At 55.9% G+C, this 20,342-nt stretch carries 20 protein-coding genes; 7 read left to right on the top strand and 13 right to left on the bottom strand.

The features are described 5' to 3' along the window. Positions 1 to 328 precede the first annotated feature (328 nt). Positions 329 to 859, top strand: a complete 531-nt coding sequence (locus FGI04_RS16435) for a chorismate mutase (RefSeq protein ID WP_342698880.1) — start codon at positions 329 to 331, stop codon at positions 857 to 859. A 224-nt stretch (positions 860 to 1,083) separates the two neighbouring features. Continuing rightward, the gene (locus FGI04_RS16440) at positions 1,084 to 1,584 is read left to right on the top strand and encodes an Lrp/AsnC family transcriptional regulator (protein WP_342698881.1); all 501 of its coding nucleotides are present in this window, start codon (positions 1,084 to 1,086) and stop codon (positions 1,582 to 1,584) included. Between the two features lie 64 nt (positions 1,585 to 1,648). Here FGI04_RS16440 and FGI04_RS16445 read toward each other — a convergent pair whose 3' ends face one another. The 8 genes from FGI04_RS16445 to FGI04_RS16480 all read right to left on the bottom strand — a co-directional run bounded on the left by FGI04_RS16445 (position 1,649) and on the right by FGI04_RS16480 (position 11,260). Then, complete coding sequence (locus tag FGI04_RS16445; RefSeq protein WP_407336997.1) at positions 1,649 to 2,665, bottom strand: 1-aminocyclopropane-1-carboxylate deaminase; 1,017 nt, start codon at positions 2,663 to 2,665, stop codon at positions 1,649 to 1,651. A 245-nt stretch (positions 2,666 to 2,910) separates the two neighbouring features. Then, positions 2,911 to 3,843 (bottom strand): LysR family transcriptional regulator, encoded by a 933-nt coding sequence (locus tag FGI04_RS16450; RefSeq protein ID WP_407336998.1) that lies wholly within the window; start codon positions 3,841 to 3,843, stop codon positions 2,911 to 2,913. Between the two features lie 391 nt (positions 3,844 to 4,234). Next, positions 4,235 to 5,653: a M20 family metallopeptidase gene (locus tag FGI04_RS16455; protein ID WP_407336999.1), complete on the bottom strand. Its 1,419-nt coding sequence runs from the start codon at positions 5,651 to 5,653 to the stop codon at positions 4,235 to 4,237. A gap of 42 nt (positions 5,654 to 5,695) precedes the next feature. Further along, on the bottom strand, positions 5,696 to 6,559 hold the full coding sequence (locus FGI04_RS16460; RefSeq protein ID WP_342698884.1) for an ATP-binding cassette domain-containing protein: 864 nt from the start codon (positions 6,557 to 6,559) through the stop codon (positions 5,696 to 5,698). Further along, complete coding sequence (locus FGI04_RS16465; protein WP_407337000.1) at positions 6,556 to 7,593, bottom strand: ABC transporter ATP-binding protein; 1,038 nt, start codon at positions 7,591 to 7,593, stop codon at positions 6,556 to 6,558. The genes FGI04_RS16460 and FGI04_RS16465 overlap by 4 nt, the downstream gene beginning before the upstream one ends. 223 nt (positions 7,594 to 7,816) lie before the next feature. Then, entirely contained in the window at positions 7,817 to 8,743 is a 927-nt protein-coding gene (locus tag FGI04_RS16470) for an ABC transporter permease (protein ID WP_407337001.1), read from the bottom strand. 9 nt (positions 8,744 to 8,752) lie between these two features. Then, positions 8,753 to 9,670: an ABC transporter permease gene (locus FGI04_RS16475; protein WP_407322174.1), complete on the bottom strand. Its 918-nt coding sequence runs from the start codon at positions 9,668 to 9,670 to the stop codon at positions 8,753 to 8,755. 45 nt (positions 9,671 to 9,715) lie between these two features. Beyond that, a complete protein-coding gene (locus FGI04_RS16480; protein WP_407337002.1) occupies positions 9,716 to 11,260 on the bottom strand; it encodes an ABC transporter substrate-binding protein in 1,545 nt (514 codons plus the stop codon). A 59-nt stretch (positions 11,261 to 11,319) separates the two neighbouring features. On the opposite strand from FGI04_RS16480, the gene FGI04_RS16485 reads away from it, so the two are divergent. The 5 genes from FGI04_RS16485 (at position 11,320) to FGI04_RS16505 (ending at position 14,631) form a co-directional block, all read left to right on the top strand. Beyond that, positions 11,320 to 11,667 (top strand): hypothetical protein, encoded by a 348-nt coding sequence (locus FGI04_RS16485; RefSeq protein ID WP_407337003.1) that lies wholly within the window; start codon positions 11,320 to 11,322, stop codon positions 11,665 to 11,667. Between the two features lie 281 nt (positions 11,668 to 11,948). After that, entirely contained in the window at positions 11,949 to 12,584 is a 636-nt protein-coding gene (locus tag FGI04_RS16490; protein WP_342698889.1) for a delta-endotoxin CytB, read from the top strand. 70 nt (positions 12,585 to 12,654) lie between these two features. Then, a complete protein-coding gene (locus FGI04_RS16495) occupies positions 12,655 to 13,254 on the top strand; it encodes a type-2Aa cytolytic delta-endotoxin (protein WP_342698890.1) in 600 nt (199 codons plus the stop codon). A 34-nt stretch (positions 13,255 to 13,288) separates the two neighbouring features. Continuing rightward, positions 13,289 to 13,900, top strand: coding sequence for a type-1Ba cytolytic delta-endotoxin (locus FGI04_RS16500; RefSeq protein WP_407322171.1), 612 nt, complete (start codon positions 13,289 to 13,291; stop codon positions 13,898 to 13,900). A gap of 68 nt (positions 13,901 to 13,968) precedes the next feature. Then, positions 13,969 to 14,631, top strand: a complete 663-nt coding sequence (locus FGI04_RS16505; RefSeq protein ID WP_342698892.1) for a cytolytic delta-endotoxin — start codon at positions 13,969 to 13,971, stop codon at positions 14,629 to 14,631. A gap of 82 nt (positions 14,632 to 14,713) precedes the next feature. On the opposite strand, the gene FGI04_RS16510 is transcribed toward FGI04_RS16505, so the two are convergent. Genes FGI04_RS16510 through FGI04_RS16530 form a run of 5 tightly spaced genes read right to left on the bottom strand, consistent with a single transcriptional unit; the run spans position 14,714 to position 20,331 of the window. After that, positions 14,714 to 15,511 carry an SDR family oxidoreductase gene (locus FGI04_RS16510; protein ID WP_407337004.1) on the bottom strand — a complete coding sequence of 266 codons (798 nt, stop codon included), beginning with the start codon at positions 15,509 to 15,511 and terminating at the stop codon, positions 14,714 to 14,716. 10 nt (positions 15,512 to 15,521) lie between these two features. Then, complete coding sequence (locus tag FGI04_RS16515) at positions 15,522 to 17,033, bottom strand: FGGY family carbohydrate kinase (RefSeq protein ID WP_407337005.1); 1,512 nt, start codon at positions 17,031 to 17,033, stop codon at positions 15,522 to 15,524. Further along, the gene (locus FGI04_RS16520; protein ID WP_038903175.1) at positions 17,026 to 18,093 is read right to left on the bottom strand and encodes an ABC transporter permease; all 1,068 of its coding nucleotides are present in this window, start codon (positions 18,091 to 18,093) and stop codon (positions 17,026 to 17,028) included. The genes FGI04_RS16515 and FGI04_RS16520 overlap by 8 nt, the downstream gene beginning before the upstream one ends. Positions 18,094 to 18,109: 16 nt before the next feature. Further along, a complete protein-coding gene (locus FGI04_RS16525) occupies positions 18,110 to 19,672 on the bottom strand; it encodes a sugar ABC transporter ATP-binding protein (RefSeq protein WP_407340153.1) in 1,563 nt (520 codons plus the stop codon). 35 nt (positions 19,673 to 19,707) lie between these two features. Continuing rightward, on the bottom strand, positions 19,708 to 20,331 hold the full coding sequence (locus tag FGI04_RS16530) for a DUF2291 family protein (RefSeq protein ID WP_342698896.1): 624 nt from the start codon (positions 20,329 to 20,331) through the stop codon (positions 19,708 to 19,710). Positions 20,332 to 20,342 lie beyond the last annotated feature (11 nt).

The raw sequence follows: 20,342 nt of genomic DNA on the forward strand, positions 1-20,342 counted from the left end.
ATAAAAATGAACCGTCGTTCACGGCTCGCTCTTCTGATTACTGCCACCGGATACCGACAATCCTGCGGCCGATGAAGGGCGTGCCACCAAGGCTGGCGGGACAGCCAGATAAAACGGCAACACACAGTAACGCACCGAAATTACAGCACGAAATGCAAAAACCCAGGTACGTCTGGTTACGAATGCATACCCTTCACATGACGCAGAATGCCATGTCATGCACTTAAGATAGTCATGCGTTATCGCGGTGCTCGCTGCAGGCAGGCACCGCGACGACAGAGTCGATACTGTGGCTCTGCCTTTTTACTCTCAACCACCTGGAGACAATATGTTACGGACAATGTGTCTGGCAGCCTGCCTGATCAGCACCAGTGCGCTGGCAGCGGAAAGCGCCGATTTAGCATCACTGGTTAACCAACGCCTCGGCTACATGAAAGATGTGGCTGGCTACAAAGCGGCTCATCATCTGGCGATTGAGGACCTGCAACAAGAGGATAACGTACTGAAAGCCAGCCGACAGCAGGCTACGCAGTATGGGCTGGATGCAGATTCCGTTACCCCCTTTATTCAAGCGCAGATGGATGCCGCCAAGGCGATTCAGTATCGTTATCGCGCAGACTGGCTGGCCGTGCCGGAGAAAGATTGGCAGCCGCGTCCGCTGGACGAAGTGCGCGCCCAAATCGCTAAATTGAACGGCGTACTGCTACAACAACTCGCCGATACACTGCACAAACAAGGCGGTAGCCTGAGCCAACTGAATCACGCGGCGTTTATGCACGCCGTTACACAGAAGAACCTCAGCGAGCACGACAAGGCGCGTTTGTTCAACGCCCTGAAACAGGCCAAATTGCAGAAATAATCTCTGGCGGCGTGCGCGTTGTGTGCGCCGCTTTCTTCCTGCTTTCCTCCTCCCGTGTCCTCTCTGTCTTTAGCACACACGCCACAAAAACCTGTCGAGCCATCAAGCATCTGACGATAAAGCCCCGTGCCATATTAAATACATTGCGTCATACTCATTTTATGCGCAATTTTACTGCGCCATTCACCGACATTAAGACAGATTCTTATTGAGACTCGACTATCATGAAAACCAACACGACAGCCGACAGCCCAGACGAGAAAAGCCTCAATCTTGACCGCTTTGATCTGGCGATTCTGCGTTATCTCCAGTCTGATTCCTCTATTTCCAATGTGGCGCTGGCGGAAAAGGTCAAGCTCAGCGCACCGGCCTGCCTGCGGCGGGTGGAACGCCTGAAACAGATAGGGTTAATCAAAGGCTATGTTGCGCTGCTGAATCCACAGGCATTGAATGTCGGCATGGTGGTATTAATCGGTGTCGTGCTTGATCGCTCCACCCCGAAAAGTTTTGAAGATTTTGAAGCCGCAGTGCAGAAGATCAGCGGTTGCATGGAGTGCCATGTGGTCACCGGCGAGTTCGACTACATCCTGATGATCCGCACCAAAGACAACCAGAGCTTCAATAAACTGCACGCCGAACAGTTGCTGTTCCTGCCGGGTGTGCGCCAGATTCGCTCCTTTATCGGCCTGCGGGAAGTGCTATCGACGACGCAGTTGGTGTTTTAAGGGTGTGTGTTGCAAGCAATAACGCCGGGGGATCCCCGGCGTAGGCAGCACGCCACAACCGCACTCAGCCATTACGGAAAATATAGCTGTAAGCGCTCAGTGCCGGTGCGCCGCCGAGGTGGGCATAGAGCACTTTAGCGCCTTTCGGGAATTCGCCGTTACGCACCATGTCTATCATACCGTGCATGGATTTGCCTTCGTACACCGGGTCGGTCAGCACCCCTTCCAGACGGGCGCACAAGCGGATGGCTTCCAGCGTGCCGTCATTCGGCAGGCCGTATTCCGGGCCGCCGTAGCGGATATCCAGCACCACGTCCTCTTCGGTAATCTCGCGACCTAACTCAACCAGACCGGCGGTATGCTGCGCGATACGCAGGATCTGCGCTTTGGTTTTTTCCGGTTTGGCGGACGCATCAATACCGATAACGTTACGGGCACGGCCATCGGCGGCAAAGCCCACCACCATCCCGGCCTGAGTACTGCCGGTGACCGAGCACACCACGATATAGTCAAATTTAAAGCCCAGTTCTTTTTCCTGCTGGCGCACTTCTTCGGCAAAACCGACAAACCCCAACCCGCCATACGGGTGCTCAGAGCAACCAGCTGGGATCGGGAAAGGTTTACCGCCATTTTGTGAGGCTTCTTCCATCGCCTGTTTCCAGCTTTCGCGAATACCGATATCAAAACCGGCCGGGTCAAGACGGACATCCGCCCCCATAATGCGCGACAACTCGATATTCCCCACCCGGTCGTACACCGCGTCGGCATAGTTAACCCAGTTTTCCTGCACCAGAATACATTTCATCCCCAGGTGTGCCGCCACCGCCGCCACCTGACGAGTCTGGTTGGACTGGACACCGCCAATCGACACCAGCGTATCACAGCCCTGCGCCAACGCTTCCGGGATCAGGTACTCCAGCTTACGGGTTTTGTTACCACCGAATGCCAGCCCACTGTTGCAGTCTTCACGCTTGGCATAAATCTCCACATCACCGCCCAGGTATTCACTCAGGCGTTTCATCGGGGTAATCGGCGAAGGTCCGAAAGTTAAAGGATAACGCGGGAATTTTTCCAGATTCATGGTCAGGCTCCGGGGTAGCTAACGTAGATTGAACGGGCATCAGATGAACGTTTTTCGCAGGGAAAACACCTCATCGCTGACCTTCGATACTACAGAAAAACCAGTTAATTTAAATTGCGTTTTACTCGTTATTTTTTATAAAAAATTAAACAATAAATTAAAAATGAAAACTTAAATTCAAAATAAAACCAATAAAAAGAAATAAAATTTCATTCAAAAAAGAAAGCCAGAATCCCGCGCAGCGTTCAACGTAACGGCAGCCCAAAATCCACCCGGCAGTGTTGGTCGTGCTGCTGCAGCGCCTGTTTGAGGAAAGCAAAAAAGCTCTCCAGAAGCGCGGTACGAGGCCTGCCCATCTCGGTTTGTAATTGCAAGGTGCGCTGGCTCAGTTGATCCAGATTGACCGCTTTCATCGTCAGTCCATCATGTCTGGCACGGCACAGAATGGAGAAATGGCTGCACACACTGACCGCTTCCGGCGTGGTGCGCACATAGTCATACAGGCTGGAAAAGTGGTTACAGGTAAACACCGGCTCGATAAACACATTGTTCATTCGACAGGAGAGATCAAACAGTTGTCGGATGGTCGAGGAGGGATCCGGCAGTGCCACCGGCCAGGCGTTCAAATCCGCCAGTTGAAAATCCCGGTTGGCCAGCGGATGGTCTTGCGCCATAAACACCAGTACCGGCGCCGGAAACGACGCCAGCACGTCCACGCCCTGCTCCGGTGCCAGGCAGAACTTGAGGGCCACGTCGCACTCGCCGTTACGCAACCACTCCGGTACCTGCCGGGCACTACCGACCGTCAGATAAAAATTGACGTGGGGATGTTGTTCACGAAAACGCGCCAGCAGGGTTGGCAGCAGGTGAAGGGCCAGCCCATCGGTACAGGCCACCCGCAATGTGGTCTGGCGTGCCGACTTCATCCCTTCCATTTCCGCTATCGCCAGTTCCATGTCGGCCATACTGCGCCGCACGTGATTCGCCAGAATATGTCCGGCATGGTTGAGCACCATGCCGCGGGTACTACGTTCAAACAGCGGCATCCCCAGCCGGGTCTCCAGCCGTTGAATTTGCCGACTGATGGCAGACACCGCCACAAACAACTGCTGACTGGCGGCGCTAATGGAGCCGGTATTCACCACCGCCATAAAGTAACGAATTTCACTATTATGCATAGATACCCTCCCCATACGATGGGCGTGAATTATTCTCTGTGGTCGGTAGCAGCTTATTGGGACATGAGGATGGGCTTATAAAAGTACAGTGCATAATTTCGTGCGGAATAAGCCAAATTATTTATTTGCTACACCACCGCACGCACGACAAGGAGAGGCTCAAACGCCGCCTCTCCTTGACCACTGGCTAAAGGCTAAACTGTGCCGCTGCGCGGTCCCTTCGGTGTTCGACTTCGCTAATCGGGCCGCCCGTGACGTGCTCCCGGCACTGCACGGGCTTTCGCGGCATCCATGCCGCTCACCCGGCGAAGTCGCCCACCTCAGCACAGTTTTGACGCCCGAAAACCACCTTAATCCTGTACTTAACGAGTTTGTAGTCGGCCTAAGAAACTTAAATTTCTGTAACTTGCTGTCGGGATTGCAACACACTGTTGCCCTCTTGTGCCAAATCCCAAAACAGGCCGCACATGATGTGCAGGGCTTCGCGCGCGACATCCGCCAGCAGGTGTTCGTTAGGGGCGTGCTGGGAACAGGCGGGGTACGAGTGCGGTACCCACAGCGTTGGCAAGCCGAGCGTGCGCAGGAAACAGGCATTGGGCAGGCCGCCGCCGAAATTGGGTAATACCGCGGCCTGTTTGCCAACCGAACGTTCGATAGAGGCGACACCCCAATGTACCCAAGGATCGTCCGGGTCGATGCGGGTGGCTTCAAAACAGTTCTCCGGGTCGATGATGTCCACATCCTCAAACCCGCAGGCATCAAGACGGCGACGCAAGTGTTCGGCAAAGTGTTCCACATCGCTGCCCGGCACATAACGCATATGGCACTGGGCGCGGGCTGTCGGCGGGATGGCGTGCGCCGGTTTATCCGGATTGCCGGTGACATACGCCAGCACATCCAGCGTATTCCAGCCATACACCTTTTCCGCAGCGCTCAACCCCGGCTCCCCCCAGTGTGGATCGATAGCCGGGTCTCCCGGCGCACCGGCCAGTTCCAGACCGGACAAGGCGTGGCGCATCGAGGTGGACAGCGGTGGCGGCAGCAGTTCCGGCACCAGAATGCGGCCGTTGGCATCCACCAGACAGCCAATCGCGTGCGCTAACCGGATACCGGGGTTGCTGAGCAACCCGCCCCAGTTGCCGGAATGATGCGCGCCGTCACGCAGCGTCAGTCGCAGGCCGAAGTTGAATACACCGCGAGAACCCAGAAACAGGGTGGGTCGTTCCGCACTGACGCGCGGGCCGTCTGAGGCAATGAACAGATCCGCCGCCAGCCAGTCACGGTACTGTTGGCATACGGCATCCAGACCGGGCGATCCGCACTCTTCGCCCATTTCCAGAATCAACTTCACGTTATAACCCAGTCGGCCTTCACAGGCGCTCAGTACCACAGCCAGCGCCGCCAGATTGATGGTGTGCTGGCCTTTGTTGTCGGCGGTGCCGCGTCCGTACCAGCGGTTACCGACCGCCGTCAGCGTCCACGGTGATAATCCGCTGCGCCAGCGTGCCGCATCCCCCATCACTACGTCGCCGTGGCCGTAGGTCAGCACCGTCAGTGCCGCATCCGGCTCCATGCGGCGCGCCAGCAGAAAAGGCCCACGCTCCGCCACCGGATTCGGCACAATCAGGCACTCAAACCCCATGGCTTCCAGCAACGGGATCATCTCGTCGGTCAGGTAACCCATCAGTGCCGGGGCGCACTCTACGTTCTGGCTTTCCGTCTGGCAGGCCACCCGGCGTGCCAGCACGTCACGAAATGCGCCGGAGTCAAAATACGCCGCCGCATGTTGCATCATCTCTTCACGTGTCATCGTTGATCCTTTTTTCTGTTCACGTCCTGCGGATTGCGTGGGTTACACCACCTCAATCGTCGGAATCCCCAGCCCAGGTTCTGGCGTCAGAACCGATGCCAGCAACGCGCGGGTATAAGGGTGCTGCGGCGCGCCAAATACCTGCTCGCGGGTGCCCTGTTCGACAATCGCGCCTTTACGCATCACCGCCACGTGATCCACCAGATATTCCACCACCGACAGGTTATGGCTGATAAACAGATAGGTCAGGCCCAGCTCTTTTTTCAGCGTCAACAGCAGGTTGAGGATCTGCGCCTGTACCGACACATCCAGCGCGGAGGTCGGCTCGTCGCAAATCAGGATCGCCGGTTGCAGGATTAATGCCCGGGCAATCGCCACCCGCTGACGCTGACCACCAGAAAGCTGGCCGGGATACTGACCGTGGGTACGCTCAGGCATCCCCACTCTGTCGAGCATCTCGCGTACCCGCTGTTTACGTTCCGCCGGTGTGCCGATGTGGTGCAGCCGTAACGCCACTTCCACGATATCCGCTACCGTGCGGCGTGGGTTGAGCGAGGAATAAGGGTCCTGAAAGATAGGCTGCATGCGGCAGGCCAACTCACGGCGATCGCCCGCGTCGATTTCGCGCCCTTCAATCAGCACATTGCCGGATGTGGGCGGCAGCAGGCCGAGCAGCATTTTCGCCAGCGTACTCTTGCCACAGCCGGACTCACCCACCAGCCCCAGCGTTTCCCCCCGGCGAATGCGTAAAGACACATTGTCCACCGCGCGGATTTCACCGGGCGGTGAGAACATCCCACGGTTGAGTCGGAACACCCGGCTGAGTGCGCACAGTTCCAGTGCGATGTCGTCGTTGCCCGGAATAGGCGGCAACACGCGGCCGCCCGCTGTGGTTATCGGGTTCATACCGCCACCTCCGTCATCACCGCGTCCACACAACGCACCGCATGGTGTTCTGTCAGTGCCACATAGGGTGGCTCCTGTGCACAATCGCGACGACACTGCTGGCAACGGTTGCGAAACGCGCAGCCCTGTTGCGAACCGATCAAGCTCGGCACTACGCCGGGGATCGCCTGCAACGGCTCACCCGGCACGGTACGTCCGGCCACCGGAATACACTCCAGCAAGCCACGGGTATAAGGGTGACAAGGCTGGTGGAACAGTTCCATCACCGGAGCGGTTTCCACCACCTGCCCGGCGTACATCACCGCCACCCGGTCAGCGATACGTGCCACCACGCCAAGGTCATGGGTGATGAACACCACCGCGGTGCCAAATTCCTGTTGCAGTTCGCGCAACATCCGCAGGATCTGCGCCTGAATGGTGACATCCAGCGCGGTGGTCGGTTCATCGGCGATGATCAACTCCGGGCCGCACATCAGCGCCATGGCGATCATGATGCGTTGACGCAGGCCGCCGGAGAGCTGATGCGGGTATTGCCGTAGCCGTTCCGCCGCCATCGGAATACCGACGCGATTCATCAGGTACACCGCCCGTTCACGGGCCTCGGCGCGGGACACATTGCGGTGTGCCAGCAAGGTTTCGCACAGTTGATCCCCCAACGTGAACGACGGGTTTAACGAGGTCATCGGCTCCTGAAAGATCATCGCCATCTGGCTGCCTCGCAACGCCGCGCGCTCACGTGGGCTCAGCGCCAACAGGTCAGTGCCACGAAACCGCAACGTCTCAGCACGACGCTCGGCATTACGTGGCAGCAGGTCCATCAATGCCAGCGAGGTCATCGATTTGCCACACCCTGATTCACCGACCAGACACAGCATTTCACCGCGCCGTACCGAGAAATCGATGCCGCGCACGGCGTGCAACGTGCCACGCGGCGTCGTCAAATCGACCCGCAAGTTTTTCACCTCCAGCACGATCTCAGCCTGCCCCTCGCCCGTCAGCCTGGCCCCACCGGTAGTCTCAATTGCTGTATGCATAGCGTTCTCCTCAGAGCCTATCCCAATAGGCGTCATTGGCGCAGCCAGTTTGGACACGGACAGCGCGGAGACAACATGCGTTGCATGTTGAACGGACAAAGCAATTTGTCCGGCCCAACGGGCGAGCGCAGCGAGTAAACCGGAACGTACACGTAGTACGTGAGGATTTCGAGCACTGCCCAGGTCCAAAATGGCAAGTAAAATAGCCTAGTGGGGTAGGCTCTCAATTGCGGCCATCCAGCGCGGTCACATCGCGCAGGCCATCACCCACCAGATTGATGCTCAACACCAGCAGTGCCAGCACCACGCCGGGGATAACAATCACCCACGGTTGAAAGAACATGTAGGCCTTGCCTTCCGCCACCATCAGCCCCCAGGAAGGCATCGGCGGCTGTACGCCGAGACCAAGAAACGACAAAGTGGCCTCCAGCAAAATCGCGTGGGCTATTTCAAGCGTCGCCACCACGGTCAGCGGCCCCAGCAGATTAGGCAGAATCTCCCGCAGCATGATGAACAGCGATGACGCGCCGAGTGTCTGCGCCGCAGCGATAAATTCTGCGTCGCGTAGCTGACGCGTCACCGAGCGCGAGACAATCAGAAAACGGTCCCATAACAGTAAGCCCAGCAGCATAATCACCACTTTGACAGAGCCGCCCACCAGCGAGGCCAGCGCCAGCGCCACCAGGATCACCGGCATCGACAAACGCACGGTCAACAGGTAACTCACCACTGCATCGACCCGACCGCCGAAGTAACCTGCCAGCACCCCCAGCGCAATGCCGATGGTGCCGGCCAGCATCACCGATACCAGCCCGATGGCGAGCGACACCCGGGCCCCGAACAGCAGGCGGCTCAGGTAATCCCGCCCCAGCTTGTCGGTACCGAGCAGATGCGCCCAACTGCCTTTGTCATGCCACACCGGTGGGATCAACCGTCGGCTGACATCCTGCGCATAGGGGTCGTGCGGGCTGATGAGCGGAGCCAGTAGCGCCAGCAGCACAATCGTCCCCAGAATCACCAGCCCAATCGTCATACCGTGGTGCCCCAGAATCTTGCGCTGCCAGCGCTGCCACGGCCCAGGTTCCGGTAACAGGCCAGGCTGCGGCGCGGTTTTCATGATCACCGCCAGTCGTGCTATTGCAGTTTTCATCACGGCTCCTTATCTGCTGCGCAGTCGTGGGTCGAGTAGCGCGTTGAGTACATCCGCCAGAAACGTCAACCCGATGTAAAACACGGCGATGATCAACACGATGGCCTGCACTACCGGGAAGTCGTTGCGGGCGATGGAATCCCACGCCAGTTGTCCCAGCCCTTGTAGTGAAAACACCGACTCAATCACCACCGAACCACCGAGCATGAATCCCAGTTCCACCGTCGCCAGCGCCACTACCGGGATGATGGCGTTACGCAAGCCGTGCTTGACCACCACCTTAAAAGCGCTCAGCCCTTTGGCACGGGCGGTGCGGATGTAGTCAGAGCCCAGTACATCGAGCATGCCGGAGCGGGTCAGACGCATCAGCGACGGCATGGCGTAATACCCCAGCGCCACCGCGGGCAGCACAAAGTGTTGCCAGCTACTGTTACCGGCTACCGGCAGCCATTTCAGCCCGACGGCAAAGATAAGGATCAGCACCAGCGCGAACCAGAAATTGGGCATCGCCTGCCCCACCACCGACACCAGCATGGCGAAACGATCGACCCAGGTATCCCGAAACACCGCCGCCAGCACCCCAAGCGGGATAGCCACCGTTAACGCCAGCAGCAACGACACCCCGCCCAGCTTGAGGGTGACCGGCATACGCTGGCCGACCAGCTCCATCACCGTGTTTTCAAAATAGAATGAACGACCGAAATCCAGTTGCATCGCCGACCACATCCAATGAGAGAACTGGCTCAGCAAGGGTTTATCCAGCCCATTCTGTACCCGAATCTGGGCGATGGTGTCGGCGGTCGCATCCGGCCCGGCGATGGCCGTCGCCAAATCACCAGAGAGATGCAGCAGCGAAAAACTGACCGCCGCCACGGTAAATAGCACCGCCAGCGCCACCAGTAACCGTTGAACAACGTACTTCACCATAAGCCACTCCTTACCCCTCACGTGCAGTCAGTGTCACGACCACCTTTACTTCCAGCTCGCCTCGGCGAAACGTGGCAGTTCATCCGGCCAGTCCTGAAAGTTCAGGTCGGCGGTAAACGCGTAATGGGTGGAATAAGAGAACAGCGGTGCCATGTAGGCTTGCGCCGAAATGTGCCCCAACAGCGCGGCATACTGCGCGCGGCGCTGCTGCGGGTCTATCACGGTGTCGGCTTGTGCCAGCTCGGCCATCACGGCAGGGTCTTTCCAGATATCACTGCCTTTGCCGCCAAAATAGGGGGTGACGAACGCGGTCGCGTCGTTGATAGAAAACGAGCCCCAGGTACTGAACGCCAGCGGAGCCTGACCCGACGCCAGCGCACTCGCCATCACCGGGTACTGCACGAAATGCAGCCGCGCACGGATGCCAACTTTGCGCAAATCGCCAATAATGGCCTCGGCGTAATCGCGCTCGCGGTACGCCCACAGATCGGTATCAAACCCGTTGGCATAGCCCGCTTGCGCCAGCAGTTGTTTCGCTTTGGCCGGGTCATAGGGATACTGGATCACCTGACTGGTATCACAGGCGGTCTGGGTACGAAAACAGGCGGAGTACACCGGTTTGCTGCCACCACGCACCAGATTATCGACCATCGCCTGACGGTTAATGGCGTAGTTGATCGCCTGACGCACGCGCAAGTCTTTGAACGGCCCCCCTTCCGGGCCGGTGGCGTTGGTGTTCAGTGCCAAAAAGCCGACACGCATGGTTTCACCGCTTTTCACCGCGATATTCGGCATGGCCGACAACGAATCGACCTGATCCGACGCCACACGCCAGATCCAGTCCACCTGTCCGGTCATCAACTGGGCCACACGCGCTTCCGGGTCACGGATCACCACAAACTGTATCTTGCCGATTTTGGGCTGCCCGATAGGGCTGTCTTTGAAATAGTCCGGGTTTTTCACCATCATCACGCCTTGCCCCGGCATGACCTTGACGATTTTATACGGACCGGTGCCAACCGGTGCTTTGCTAAAGCCTTCCAGTTTCACCTGCTGAAAATAGTGGGCGGGGTAAATCGGTGTCGGGCCGGATAAATATTCCAGCGCCGCCGGGAACGGTTTTTTCAGATGCAGACGCACCGTATAGTCGTCTACTTTTTCCACCTTATCGATCCAATCGACGCTTTGTGGAATCACCGAGGCGGTATTCGGCCCGGCGATATTGTCGAAGGTGTACACCACATCATCGGCGCTAAAGGCATCGCCATTATGGAAGGTCACGCCTTTACGCAGATGCAGCAGTAATACCGTGGGCGATTCCCATTGCCAGTCGGTCGCTAACTCGCCTTTGTATTCCCCGGTTTTCGGATCGCGATAAATCAGCGTATCCCAGGCGAGGTGCGCCAGAATTACCCCTTCGCGCATGTTATTGTGGTACGGACTGACGTTTTCCACCTCACTGTCAGAGGCATAAACCAGCGTGTCATTTTGTTTGCTGGCATAGCTGGTGCAGGAAACACCTGCCAGTAACGCGGTTAATGCATATTTCCGAACAGATTTCTGAATATGTCTTGCCAGATTACGAGCCATGCTGTTCTCCACCACCAGAAGGATGAATAAAAAGGATCACTACCCCAAAGCATTCATTGGTGATATTGCAAGAGCAGCGCCAAATAAGGATTATTCTCGTTACCGATTTTCGATATATGCTTTCTAAAAAAGAGAAAGCGCTGATGCGTAGGGGATTTGTTCGCTATAACGATAATAAAAAAATCGGGTATGGGATTACACGACAAGCCAGTTCTGATGCCGGGATTGGCAACGGCAGGTACTATTTCAGTGCAAAAAATCAACCAACCTGCACCATTTGCGTGATGAATGATAAGGAAAGGTTATTTCTTGTTTTTAGAAAGTCACTTTTATTGAATGTAGTTAAAAAAAATAAAAAACCTCATAATCATAAAAAAAATATAACCGCAACAATATCTACTACATGAATATCAATTTATTCAAAACTAAAAAAAATAACCAACGAATTATTAGCCAGAAAAAAGTCATCAGAAAAAAATAAAATACACTCACCGACACTTGACCTTTATCAAAATGAATCCTAGCTTTAAATAGCAAATATTTATCACCACCCTGTACCCGTCGTACTTCAAGTTGAAGGTGCGCTGGCTTTATCATTCATCCTTTTTGTGATGCAGCAAGCCACATCGCCGTCTCCTGCAACTCGAATTATCGAGGGAATACATATTTTTCTCTGGAGAATATCACAATGAAATTCGACGATGTTGTCGTGCTTAATAGCAGTGACTTAATAGTAAAGAATGCAGATTTAGATCTCAATTTCAATACGTTATTCCAGGTACCAACGAAATATGTCGGCCAGGCCATTGCCATGTCGAGAGTATTTCAGGAGGCTATTAATGGCAACGATCTTGAATTTAATTTTGATAAGGCCATTGAGCTGGTAAAAAATCATCCGGAGATGGCGATTATCGGTACGATAAATCAGTCTATTACCAAGCAAAACAATCAGGTATCGGCCATGGTGGATGACGTGATGAAGCTGTTGGATACCGTTGTCGGCGTCGTCCTGGATAAAGACAGCGCAACTTATAAAAAGTTTGCCAATACCATTGAACAAGGTTTTACCAACCTTGATGCCCAGAAAGAAAGTAAATGGATTTTCTGGAATAAAGAAAGCGAATCGAAAACCACATATACTTACAACATCTTATTCGCCGTTGCCAATCAGGATACTGGTTCTGTCATGGCTGCGGCGCCTATCGGCCTGACCATTACCGTCGATGTCGATAAACAACAGGTACTGTGGATTACCACAAAAGATAAACACAATTATTCCGTTAATGTGAAATCCATCACTGTTGTTGAAGCACTCAAATCCTGACGCTGAAAATGCCATGCCTCGCATGGCATTTTTACTGTTATCCAGTTCGGATATTCACTAAGGCACTGAGATGAACAACATTACATTAAATCCGACGACTGCCGTCGATGAGAAAAATAATTTCAGCGTGACACTAAACACTGATTTGAAATATGTTTCTCAGGCCATCAATATGGCTACTATTTTCAATGAGGCTTATATCCCTCAGGAAGGGATTAGTTTCGAAAAAGCACTATCGATCGCCAAAAGTCACGATACTCTGGCGGTGGTCGGTACGCATACCGTAAAAGGCAACAGTAACGTCTCTCAGGTCTGGGTCGCCATTGACCAGCTTCAAAACCTCATCCGCATGGTACAAGGGGCGGCGACAGAAAACTGGATGGCATTCGGTATTGCTGCCAAAGCCTTTATCGACCTGAATGCACAAAAAAACGGTAATTATTTTACAATTTTCAGCGAGCAATCAAACACATTGAGTTATCAATATAATATGTTTGATGTCACACAAAATGCAGATACCGGCTCAGTTATGGTTGGCCAGTTAACCAGCGTCGACATTACCATTACCAAAGCCAGTGCGAATGTTCTGGCGTTAGTCGCAGGCTCATCAATCACACAAAAAATGAACTTCAAGAGTATGGTGATTGTTGAAGCACTGAAGGCCGAATAGCAGTAAAACTCAACGATTTATACACGGTGATAACATGAGCATTGAAATTTACCCAGATGACGACAACGCCTTGCCCTATCAGGTTTTTCTCAACCTGCAAGACGAGCGCTATTATGCACAGGCGATACGTCTGGCCCAGCTTTTTGTCCATGACGTTGACGATAACGGTCAGTTGGATATGGCGAAGGCGGTAAAAACAGCCCAGTCTCAACCTGATCTGGCTATTGTAGCCACCAACAATATGACGCTGAAAAAGTCATTCGACTCACTTTCTGCCTTAACCACGGCACTATCTGAGCAATTGAAGATTGAAGGCGTGCTGGGCATTAGCCAAGACTCGTATATTCAAAATATTTTGTCTCATGCTTTTTGCGACCTGGATACACAAAAAGATAAACCCTGGTTTCACATCAATACTCCCCCCACTGCAAACCACCAGGTAACCAGTTATTCATACAGTTTATTTATTGTCGCTCAAGGTGAAGAAACCGGCGCGATGATGGCAGCAGGCCCACTCATCATCACCGTCACCCCCAGCACCGCCATTACCGATATATTTAGCACCAAAGACTGGCGTTTACTCTTGAAAAAAGAAGAGATTACGATCTCCATAAAAGGATTTCAGATTGTCGCACCACTGGAATAATCAGCAGGCCTATACCTTAGCTGATGACGCTGCATGGCATCATTGAATTAACCTGAATAAGGGATTTTATGTTGCATATTACCGACGACTTACATCCAACTATCTATAATAGCCCGATCGTACTGAATATCATCTCACCCCCGATCGTCACGACAGGATATGCCTTACGGACAGAGGCAGAGCAGCCCTTGCATTTCAAAACCCTGTTCAATGTTGAGGCAAAATATATTCCCCAGGCGTTAGCCATCAGTCGGGTATTTCAAAACGCCTTAACCTCTACCCTGAGCTTTGATACACCCAAAGCCATTGACGTTGCCAATGCAGCTGGCCTAACCATCGATAACGTCATTAATTTTCACGTCGCCAGTGACTCTCCCGAAAAAACCATTGCCATCGTATCCGATCATATTGATGACGTGATCGGCGGTTCAGTCTCCGATTCATTCAAGAATAAAATTCTGGACTCCATCAAAACAGGATTTTTAAATCTGAACCGCAACAGCGAAAGCGCCTGGATTTTTTGGTCAAAGGAAAGCAGTAACAGCACCAGTTATAACTACAACCTATTATTTGCCATTCAACAAAATCAACGGCTCATCGCCATCCCGTTGGGGATGCTGGTTAACGTCGATGTGAGCGAAGAGAAAGTGTTGTTTATCACCATTTCATCCCATGCCTGCTATGCCGTGAATCTGGATGGATTAAAAGTCAGTCAGGCATTATCAGGATAATACTGCGACCTGTCTCCACCGATGTCGTTAACGAAATCAGCAGGGGGGCAGGACGTGGCGCTATGGGTAATAACTGTCCTCCCTACGACATGATCAACCCACCATCCACATTGATCGTCTGGCCGGTGATGTAGCGTGCGTCGCTTGATGCGAGAAACGCCACCAGCCCGGCCACATCTTCCGGCTTGCCCGCACGTTTTAGCGGGATGCCTTGCACCCACTCCGCCATCAGTTCCCCTTTGCCGTAGTGTTTTTCCTCTGTGCTGAGGATTTCACCCCATACCCGGTCGTTGTAGTCCCACATTTCACTGTCGATGATGCCGGGGCAAAACGCGTTGACGGTGATGTTCCACGGGGCCAGTTCTTGTGCCAGGCTCTGGGTAATACCGATGACGCCCATCTTGCTAGCGGCATAGTGCGGCGTATAGATAAACCCTTTGCGCCCCTGCCCGGACGAGGTATTGATCAGGCAACCCTGCTGCTGCTTCACCATATACTTCGCCGCCTCACGGCAGCACAGCCACACACCGGTGGTATTTACCGCCAACACCCGCTCGAAATCGGCTGTCGGCATCCGGTCAAAATAATCGATGGTGATTACCCCGGCGTTTTGTACCGACACGTCAATCCGCCCGAAGCGCTCTGCCACCTGCTGATACAGCGTTTGCACCTGTGCTTCATCGGTGACATCCACCACCAGTGGCAACACCGCTGTGCCATAACGGTGCTGTATATCCGCCGCCGTCGACATCACCCGTTCCGAGTTGGACACCATCACCAGATGAGCGCCATCGCGGGCGAACCGTTCGGCGATGCCAGCGCCAATCCCGCGGCAGGCACCGGTAATCACCACCGTCTTCCCCTGAAAATCGCGTTGCATCGTCTGCTCCTCACTCAGGATGATTCGCCTGCCACAAGGTACGCTGTACCGCCTCCTGCCACCCCTGCCAGCTCGCCTGATAATGCTGATGACGCGCCTCGTCCGGTAGCCAACTGTCATGCGTCGGCAGTAACGGTTCCAGTTGCTGATCGCTCAACCGGCCCAGCGTGCGCCGCGCCAGTAACCCGGCCCCCAGCGCTGAGAGCTCGGTGGTGGTGCTGCGCACCACCGGGCAACCCAGCAGGTCGGCCTGAAACTGCATCAACCAGGCGTTGCGGGTCGGCCCGCCATCGACCATTAACTGCGCCAGATGGAAGTCCGGGTGTTGCTTCATTGCGGTCACCACATCGGCTATCTGGTAGGCGATCGACTCCAGAGCGGCACGTACCAAATGCGCCTGCCCACTGCCGCGACTGAGCCCGCACATCAGGCCACGCGCGCGATCGCTCCACCAGGGCGCACCCGCACCGGTCAGCGCCGGGACGAAATACACCCCGTCGGTAGACTCGATACTGGCGGGCAACGTCTGCAACGCCTCACTCAGTGCCGCCTCCGGCAGGGCGTTCAGCCCGGTGGCCTGTAGCATCCAGGCCACGCCATCACCGGTGTGGGGAATATTTCCCTCCAGCGCATAGACCACCCGCTCGCCATCGTGCCAGGCCACGGTGGTCGCCAGGGTGGTGATACGGGTATCCGGCACGCCCAGCGGGGCCATCACCGACGACCCGGTGCCGTAAGTCGCTTTCACCCCACCCGCACGCCCCAGCCCGTGGCCGTACAGCGCGGCGTGAGAATCGCCCACTACCGCCAGAATCGGGATGCCGTCCGCCACGCCGGGCACGCCGCAGGTCACACCGAACTCGCCGGCCGACGGCATCAGCTCTGGCAACGCAGCGCGTGGAATGCCGAACAACGCCAGCATCCCGTCATCCCATTGCAGGTGGTGCAGATTAAGCAACTGAGTACGGGCAGCGTTGGAGAGATCGCAACGGAACTGCCGCCCGCCGGTCAGGTGCCACAGCAACCAGGCATCAATGGTGCCGAGGCAAATCTCACCACGCGCCGCACGGGCGTGACCATCCGGCGTGTTATCGAGCAGCCAGCGCATTTTCGAGCCGGAGAACAGCGGGGCCACCGGCAACCCGGTCGCCGTGCGGATAGCAGCCTCTTGCTGGTTGTGTCGTAACTGTTCGCAAAACGGTGCCGAGCGGGAACACTGCCAGGTCAGCGCCGGGGAGATCGGCTGGCCGTTATCACGCCGCCAGCCGATGGCGGTTTCCCGCTGGTTGCTGATAGCCAGCGCCGCGACCCGCTCAGCCCCGACCTGGGCTATCACCTCGCGCATCACCACGAAGGACCCGGCCAGCAGCGCCTCACCGTCCTGCTCCACCCAACCGGCATGTGGGGTCATCAGGCCAAGCGGGCGTGACGCACGCGCCACCACCTGGCCGAGCGCGTCAATCGCCACCGCTTTGACGTTACTGGTGCCTTCGTCGAGTGCGATGATCACGTCTCTAGACATGGCTCACCTCCGACAACGGGTTAACTGACTGCTTTTTTTCATGGCGACGCATCATGACCACCTTGTTTTGTAGCCGCTGCTGGAACTGGTCAATCACCACAGCGGTGACGATCACCAGCCCCTTGATCACCATTTGCCAGAAGTCGCTGACACCCATCATCACCATGCCATCGGCCAAAAACACGATCACAAACGCACCGATGATCGAACCGGAAACCCGCCCGCGTCCGCCTGCCAGCGCGGTGCCGCCCAGCACGGTGGCACCGATGGCGTCCATCTCGAACATGTTGCCGGTCATCGGGTGGGCGGTTTGCAGTTGCGAGGCCACCACCAGCCCCACCAGCGCGGCACACAGGCCGGAAAAGGCGTAGACGAAGATTTTTACGTTGACGATCGGTACCCCGGCGAGGCGGGCGGCGGACTCATTGCCGCCGATGGCATAGATATAGCGGCCCAGCGGGGTTTTGCGCGTCAGGTACAATCCGAGCAGCAAAAACGCCAGCATCAGCCAGATCGGCAGATAAATACCGAGCAGCGTGCCGGAACCCAGGAAAGCAAAACCGGTGTTGCCCAGCTCAGGCATGCCGTTGAGGTTGGCATAGGTGCTGCCGTCATTGAACAGCAGCGCGGCACCACGGGCGACATACATCATGCCCAGCGTACAGATAAACGGTGCCACCACCAGCCGGGTGATCACCACGCCGTTGACCAGCCCAATCAGCATCCCCAGCACCGATACGACCAGGATCACCTCCGGCACATTGAGAAACAGGATATTGCCGCCCCACAGTGGAATGCCGTTAGTGAGCAGTGCACCGGCCACCATGCCACAGATACCGGCGACCGCACCGACGGAAAGATCGATACCCCCGGTGAGGATCACCAGCGTCATGCCGATAGCCAGCAGCCCGGTGATCGCCACATGTTGGGTCATGATCAGCAGGTTGGATGGGGTGAGGAAATTCGGCACCATCAGGCTGAAGAAGGCAATCACGATCAGCAAAGCGATGAAGGTACGGGCCTTCAGCAGGTACATATACAACGTGTATTTTTGACTCATGATGAACTCCGGCCGGTTAGTCGTGAGGGGTGGAAGCGCTGATGAGGATTTCACGGGTGACCTGACTGCGTGGCAGATCGGCGGTGATGTGGCCGTCAGCCATCACCAGAATGCGATCCGCCAGCGCCATCACTTCGTCCAGTTCGGATGACGAAAACATCACCGATAATCCCTGCTGCGCCATACGCCCGATCAGGTGGTAGACATCGGTTTTGGCTCCCACATCGATACCGCGGGTTGGCTCGTCGAGCAGCACCACCTGCGGCCGGGTCATCAGCGCCTTGCCCAGCACCACCTTCTGCTGGTTGCCGCCGGATAGCGAGGTGATCGGCAGTTCGTCGTCGCTGACCTTGATAGCCAGCTGACGCACCATCTCATCCACCTGGCGGGCCTCATCCGGTTCACGCAGCCACGTCCAGGCGCGCCAGAAGCTGCGCAGGCTAAACGACGACAGCGTCATGTTGGCGCGAATAGACATCAACTGCACCATGCCTTCGCCCTGCCGGTCTTCCGGTACCAGTGCGATGCCTTTTTCCAGCCGCTGGCGAAACCCCAGCCCATCAAGGCAGTCGTCGTTCAGTTGCACGCGGCCCTGCTGGCACGGCATCAGGCCAGTCAGCCCTTTGAACAGCTCGGTACGCCCGGCGCCCAGCAGGCCGTAAATCCCCACCACTTCGCCTTTGCGCAGGCTAAAAGAGACGTCGTTCAGGCGATAACCGCCGCTTTGGTGCAGCGCCGTCAGCCCGCTCACCGTCAGCACGGTGTCGCCCTGCGGCGCAGGCTGGTAGTCAAAATGCTTTTTCTTGTCGCCGACCATCTGTTCGATGATCCAGGGCACGCTGGCGTGGCGCACTTCACGTTCGCAGATGAAACGACCGTCACGAAAAATGGTGATGTGGTCGCCAATCTCCATCAGCTCTTCCAGCCGGTGGGAGATGTAGATGATGGTGACGCCGCGCCGTTTGAGCTGCTCTATCACCCCGAACAGCACCTTCACCTCGGACTGGCTCAGCGCCGAGGTCGGCTCATCCATGATCAGCACCCGGGTGTCTTTGGATAACGCACGGGCGATCTCCACCAGTTGCTGATGGCCGATGCCCAACTCGCCGAGCGGGGTATAGGGGTCGATATCCAGCTCCAGTCGCTCCAGCAAGGTTTTCGCCAGTGCGTACTGAAATTTTTCGTTGATGACGCCGCGCTGGAAAAACTCATTGGCGATGAAAATGTTGTCCATCACGTTCATATTGGGGAACAGGTTCAGTTCCTGAAAAATGATGCTGATACCCTGTTGTTCCGCCTGTTGGGTCGAGCCCAGCGTCACCGGCTTACCATCCAGCAGGATCTGCCCGGAGGACGGCGTTTCCACCCCGGCCAGCATCTTCATCATGGTGGATTTGCCCGCGCCGTTTTCACCGATCAGCACGTTGACCTTATTGCGATACACCCGGTAGTTGACCTGATCGAGCGCGGTCACCCCCGGATAGACGCGTGACAGGTCGCGGGTTTCGATAATCACCTCCGGCGCGGTCTCAGCCTGCGTCGTCGGCGACGCCGTGGTGACCACCGGGGTTACCGGCATCATCACCGCTCTCATCGGCATGCTCATATCCGCCATCATCCCCCCTTACCGTCACGCGTTATCTGCGCCGGTGTGATATCCGGCACCGCCTGTGGGATGTCCCAGCTACTGAACACACCCACCACGTCGAGCCGGTCGCCCACTTTCGGGTGCGCCGCCTGAATCATCGTCAGGGCCTGCTGATTGATGGCGCGGCCAAAATCGCCGTACAACACCTGGTCGTTAAAGTCCTGATAACTTGCGCCTTTATAACTGTCGCGCAGGTCAGTACCGCGCAACGTCGGCCCCAGTTGCACCGGAATGCTCTCGCCGTCGGCGTCTTTAATCAGCATTTTGCCGCTGCGTGAAGCGGTATCGAGTTGTTCCACCGTGCCGGTGATACGCACCGTGAACACACAGGCGTTTTCATCCTGCGAACGGTAACCAAACTGCTTACAGGCAGCATCCATATCGCTGCTGCTTTGCAGGTCTTTCAGCAAGGCAGCAAGCGGACGCGCCTCGTTGACCAGTTGCGGCACCAGCTTCTGTTGCCAGGTTTGCCCGATATTCGCCATATGAGGATTAGGGGGATGACGCAGGTCGGCCAGTTCCTGCTGCGACACGATGCGGCATCCGCCCAACCCAAGAATGGCCAGCGCCAGCCAGACTTGTCTGGACATACTCTTCTCCT

The sequence above is a fragment of the Dickeya ananatis genome, assembly GCF_019464615.1.
Classification (GTDB): domain Bacteria; phylum Pseudomonadota; class Gammaproteobacteria; order Enterobacterales; family Enterobacteriaceae; genus Dickeya; species Dickeya oryzae.

Bases quoted from the DNA above. Each gene is read 5' to 3' on its own strand.
- FGI04_RS16435 (WP_342698880.1), top strand. From the start codon at position 329: ATGTTACGGACAATGTGTCTGGCAGCCTGCCTGATCAGCACCAGTGCG.
- FGI04_RS16440 (WP_342698881.1), top strand. From the start codon at position 1,084: ATGAAAACCAACACGACAGCCGACAGCCCAGACGAGAAAAGCCTCAAT.
- FGI04_RS16445 (WP_407336997.1), bottom strand. From the start codon at position 2,665: ATGAATCTGGAAAAATTCCCGCGTTATCCTTTAACTTTCGGACCTTCG.
- FGI04_RS16450 (WP_407336998.1), bottom strand. From the start codon at position 3,843: ATGCATAATAGTGAAATTCGTTACTTTATGGCGGTGGTGAATACCGGC.
- FGI04_RS16455 (WP_407336999.1), bottom strand. From the start codon at position 5,653: ATGACACGTGAAGAGATGATGCAACATGCGGCGGCGTATTTTGACTCC.
- FGI04_RS16460 (WP_342698884.1), bottom strand. From the start codon at position 6,559: ATGAACCCGATAACCACAGCGGGCGGCCGCGTGTTGCCGCCTATTCCG.
- FGI04_RS16465 (WP_407337000.1), bottom strand. From the start codon at position 7,593: ATGCATACAGCAATTGAGACTACCGGTGGGGCCAGGCTGACGGGCGAG.
- FGI04_RS16470 (WP_407337001.1), bottom strand. From the start codon at position 8,743: ATGAAAACTGCAATAGCACGACTGGCGGTGATCATGAAAACCGCGCCG.
- FGI04_RS16475 (WP_407322174.1), bottom strand. From the start codon at position 9,670: ATGGTGAAGTACGTTGTTCAACGGTTACTGGTGGCGCTGGCGGTGCTA.
- FGI04_RS16480 (WP_407337002.1), bottom strand. From the start codon at position 11,260: ATGGCTCGTAATCTGGCAAGACATATTCAGAAATCTGTTCGGAAATAT.
- FGI04_RS16490 (WP_342698889.1), top strand. From the start codon at position 11,949: ATGAAATTCGACGATGTTGTCGTGCTTAATAGCAGTGACTTAATAGTA.
- FGI04_RS16495 (WP_342698890.1), top strand. From the start codon at position 12,655: ATGAACAACATTACATTAAATCCGACGACTGCCGTCGATGAGAAAAAT.
- FGI04_RS16500 (WP_407322171.1), top strand. From the start codon at position 13,289: ATGAGCATTGAAATTTACCCAGATGACGACAACGCCTTGCCCTATCAG.
- FGI04_RS16505 (WP_342698892.1), top strand. From the start codon at position 13,969: ATGTTGCATATTACCGACGACTTACATCCAACTATCTATAATAGCCCG.
- FGI04_RS16510 (WP_407337004.1), bottom strand. From the start codon at position 15,511: ATGCAACGCGATTTTCAGGGGAAGACGGTGGTGATTACCGGTGCCTGC.
- FGI04_RS16515 (WP_407337005.1), bottom strand. From the start codon at position 17,033: ATGTCTAGAGACGTGATCATCGCACTCGACGAAGGCACCAGTAACGTC.
- FGI04_RS16520 (WP_038903175.1), bottom strand. From the start codon at position 18,093: ATGAGTCAAAAATACACGTTGTATATGTACCTGCTGAAGGCCCGTACC.
- FGI04_RS16525 (WP_407340153.1), bottom strand. From the start codon at position 19,672: ATGCCGGTAACCCCGGTGGTCACCACGGCGTCGCCGACGACGCAGGCT.
- FGI04_RS16530 (WP_342698896.1), bottom strand. From the start codon at position 20,331: ATGTCCAGACAAGTCTGGCTGGCGCTGGCCATTCTTGGGTTGGGCGGA.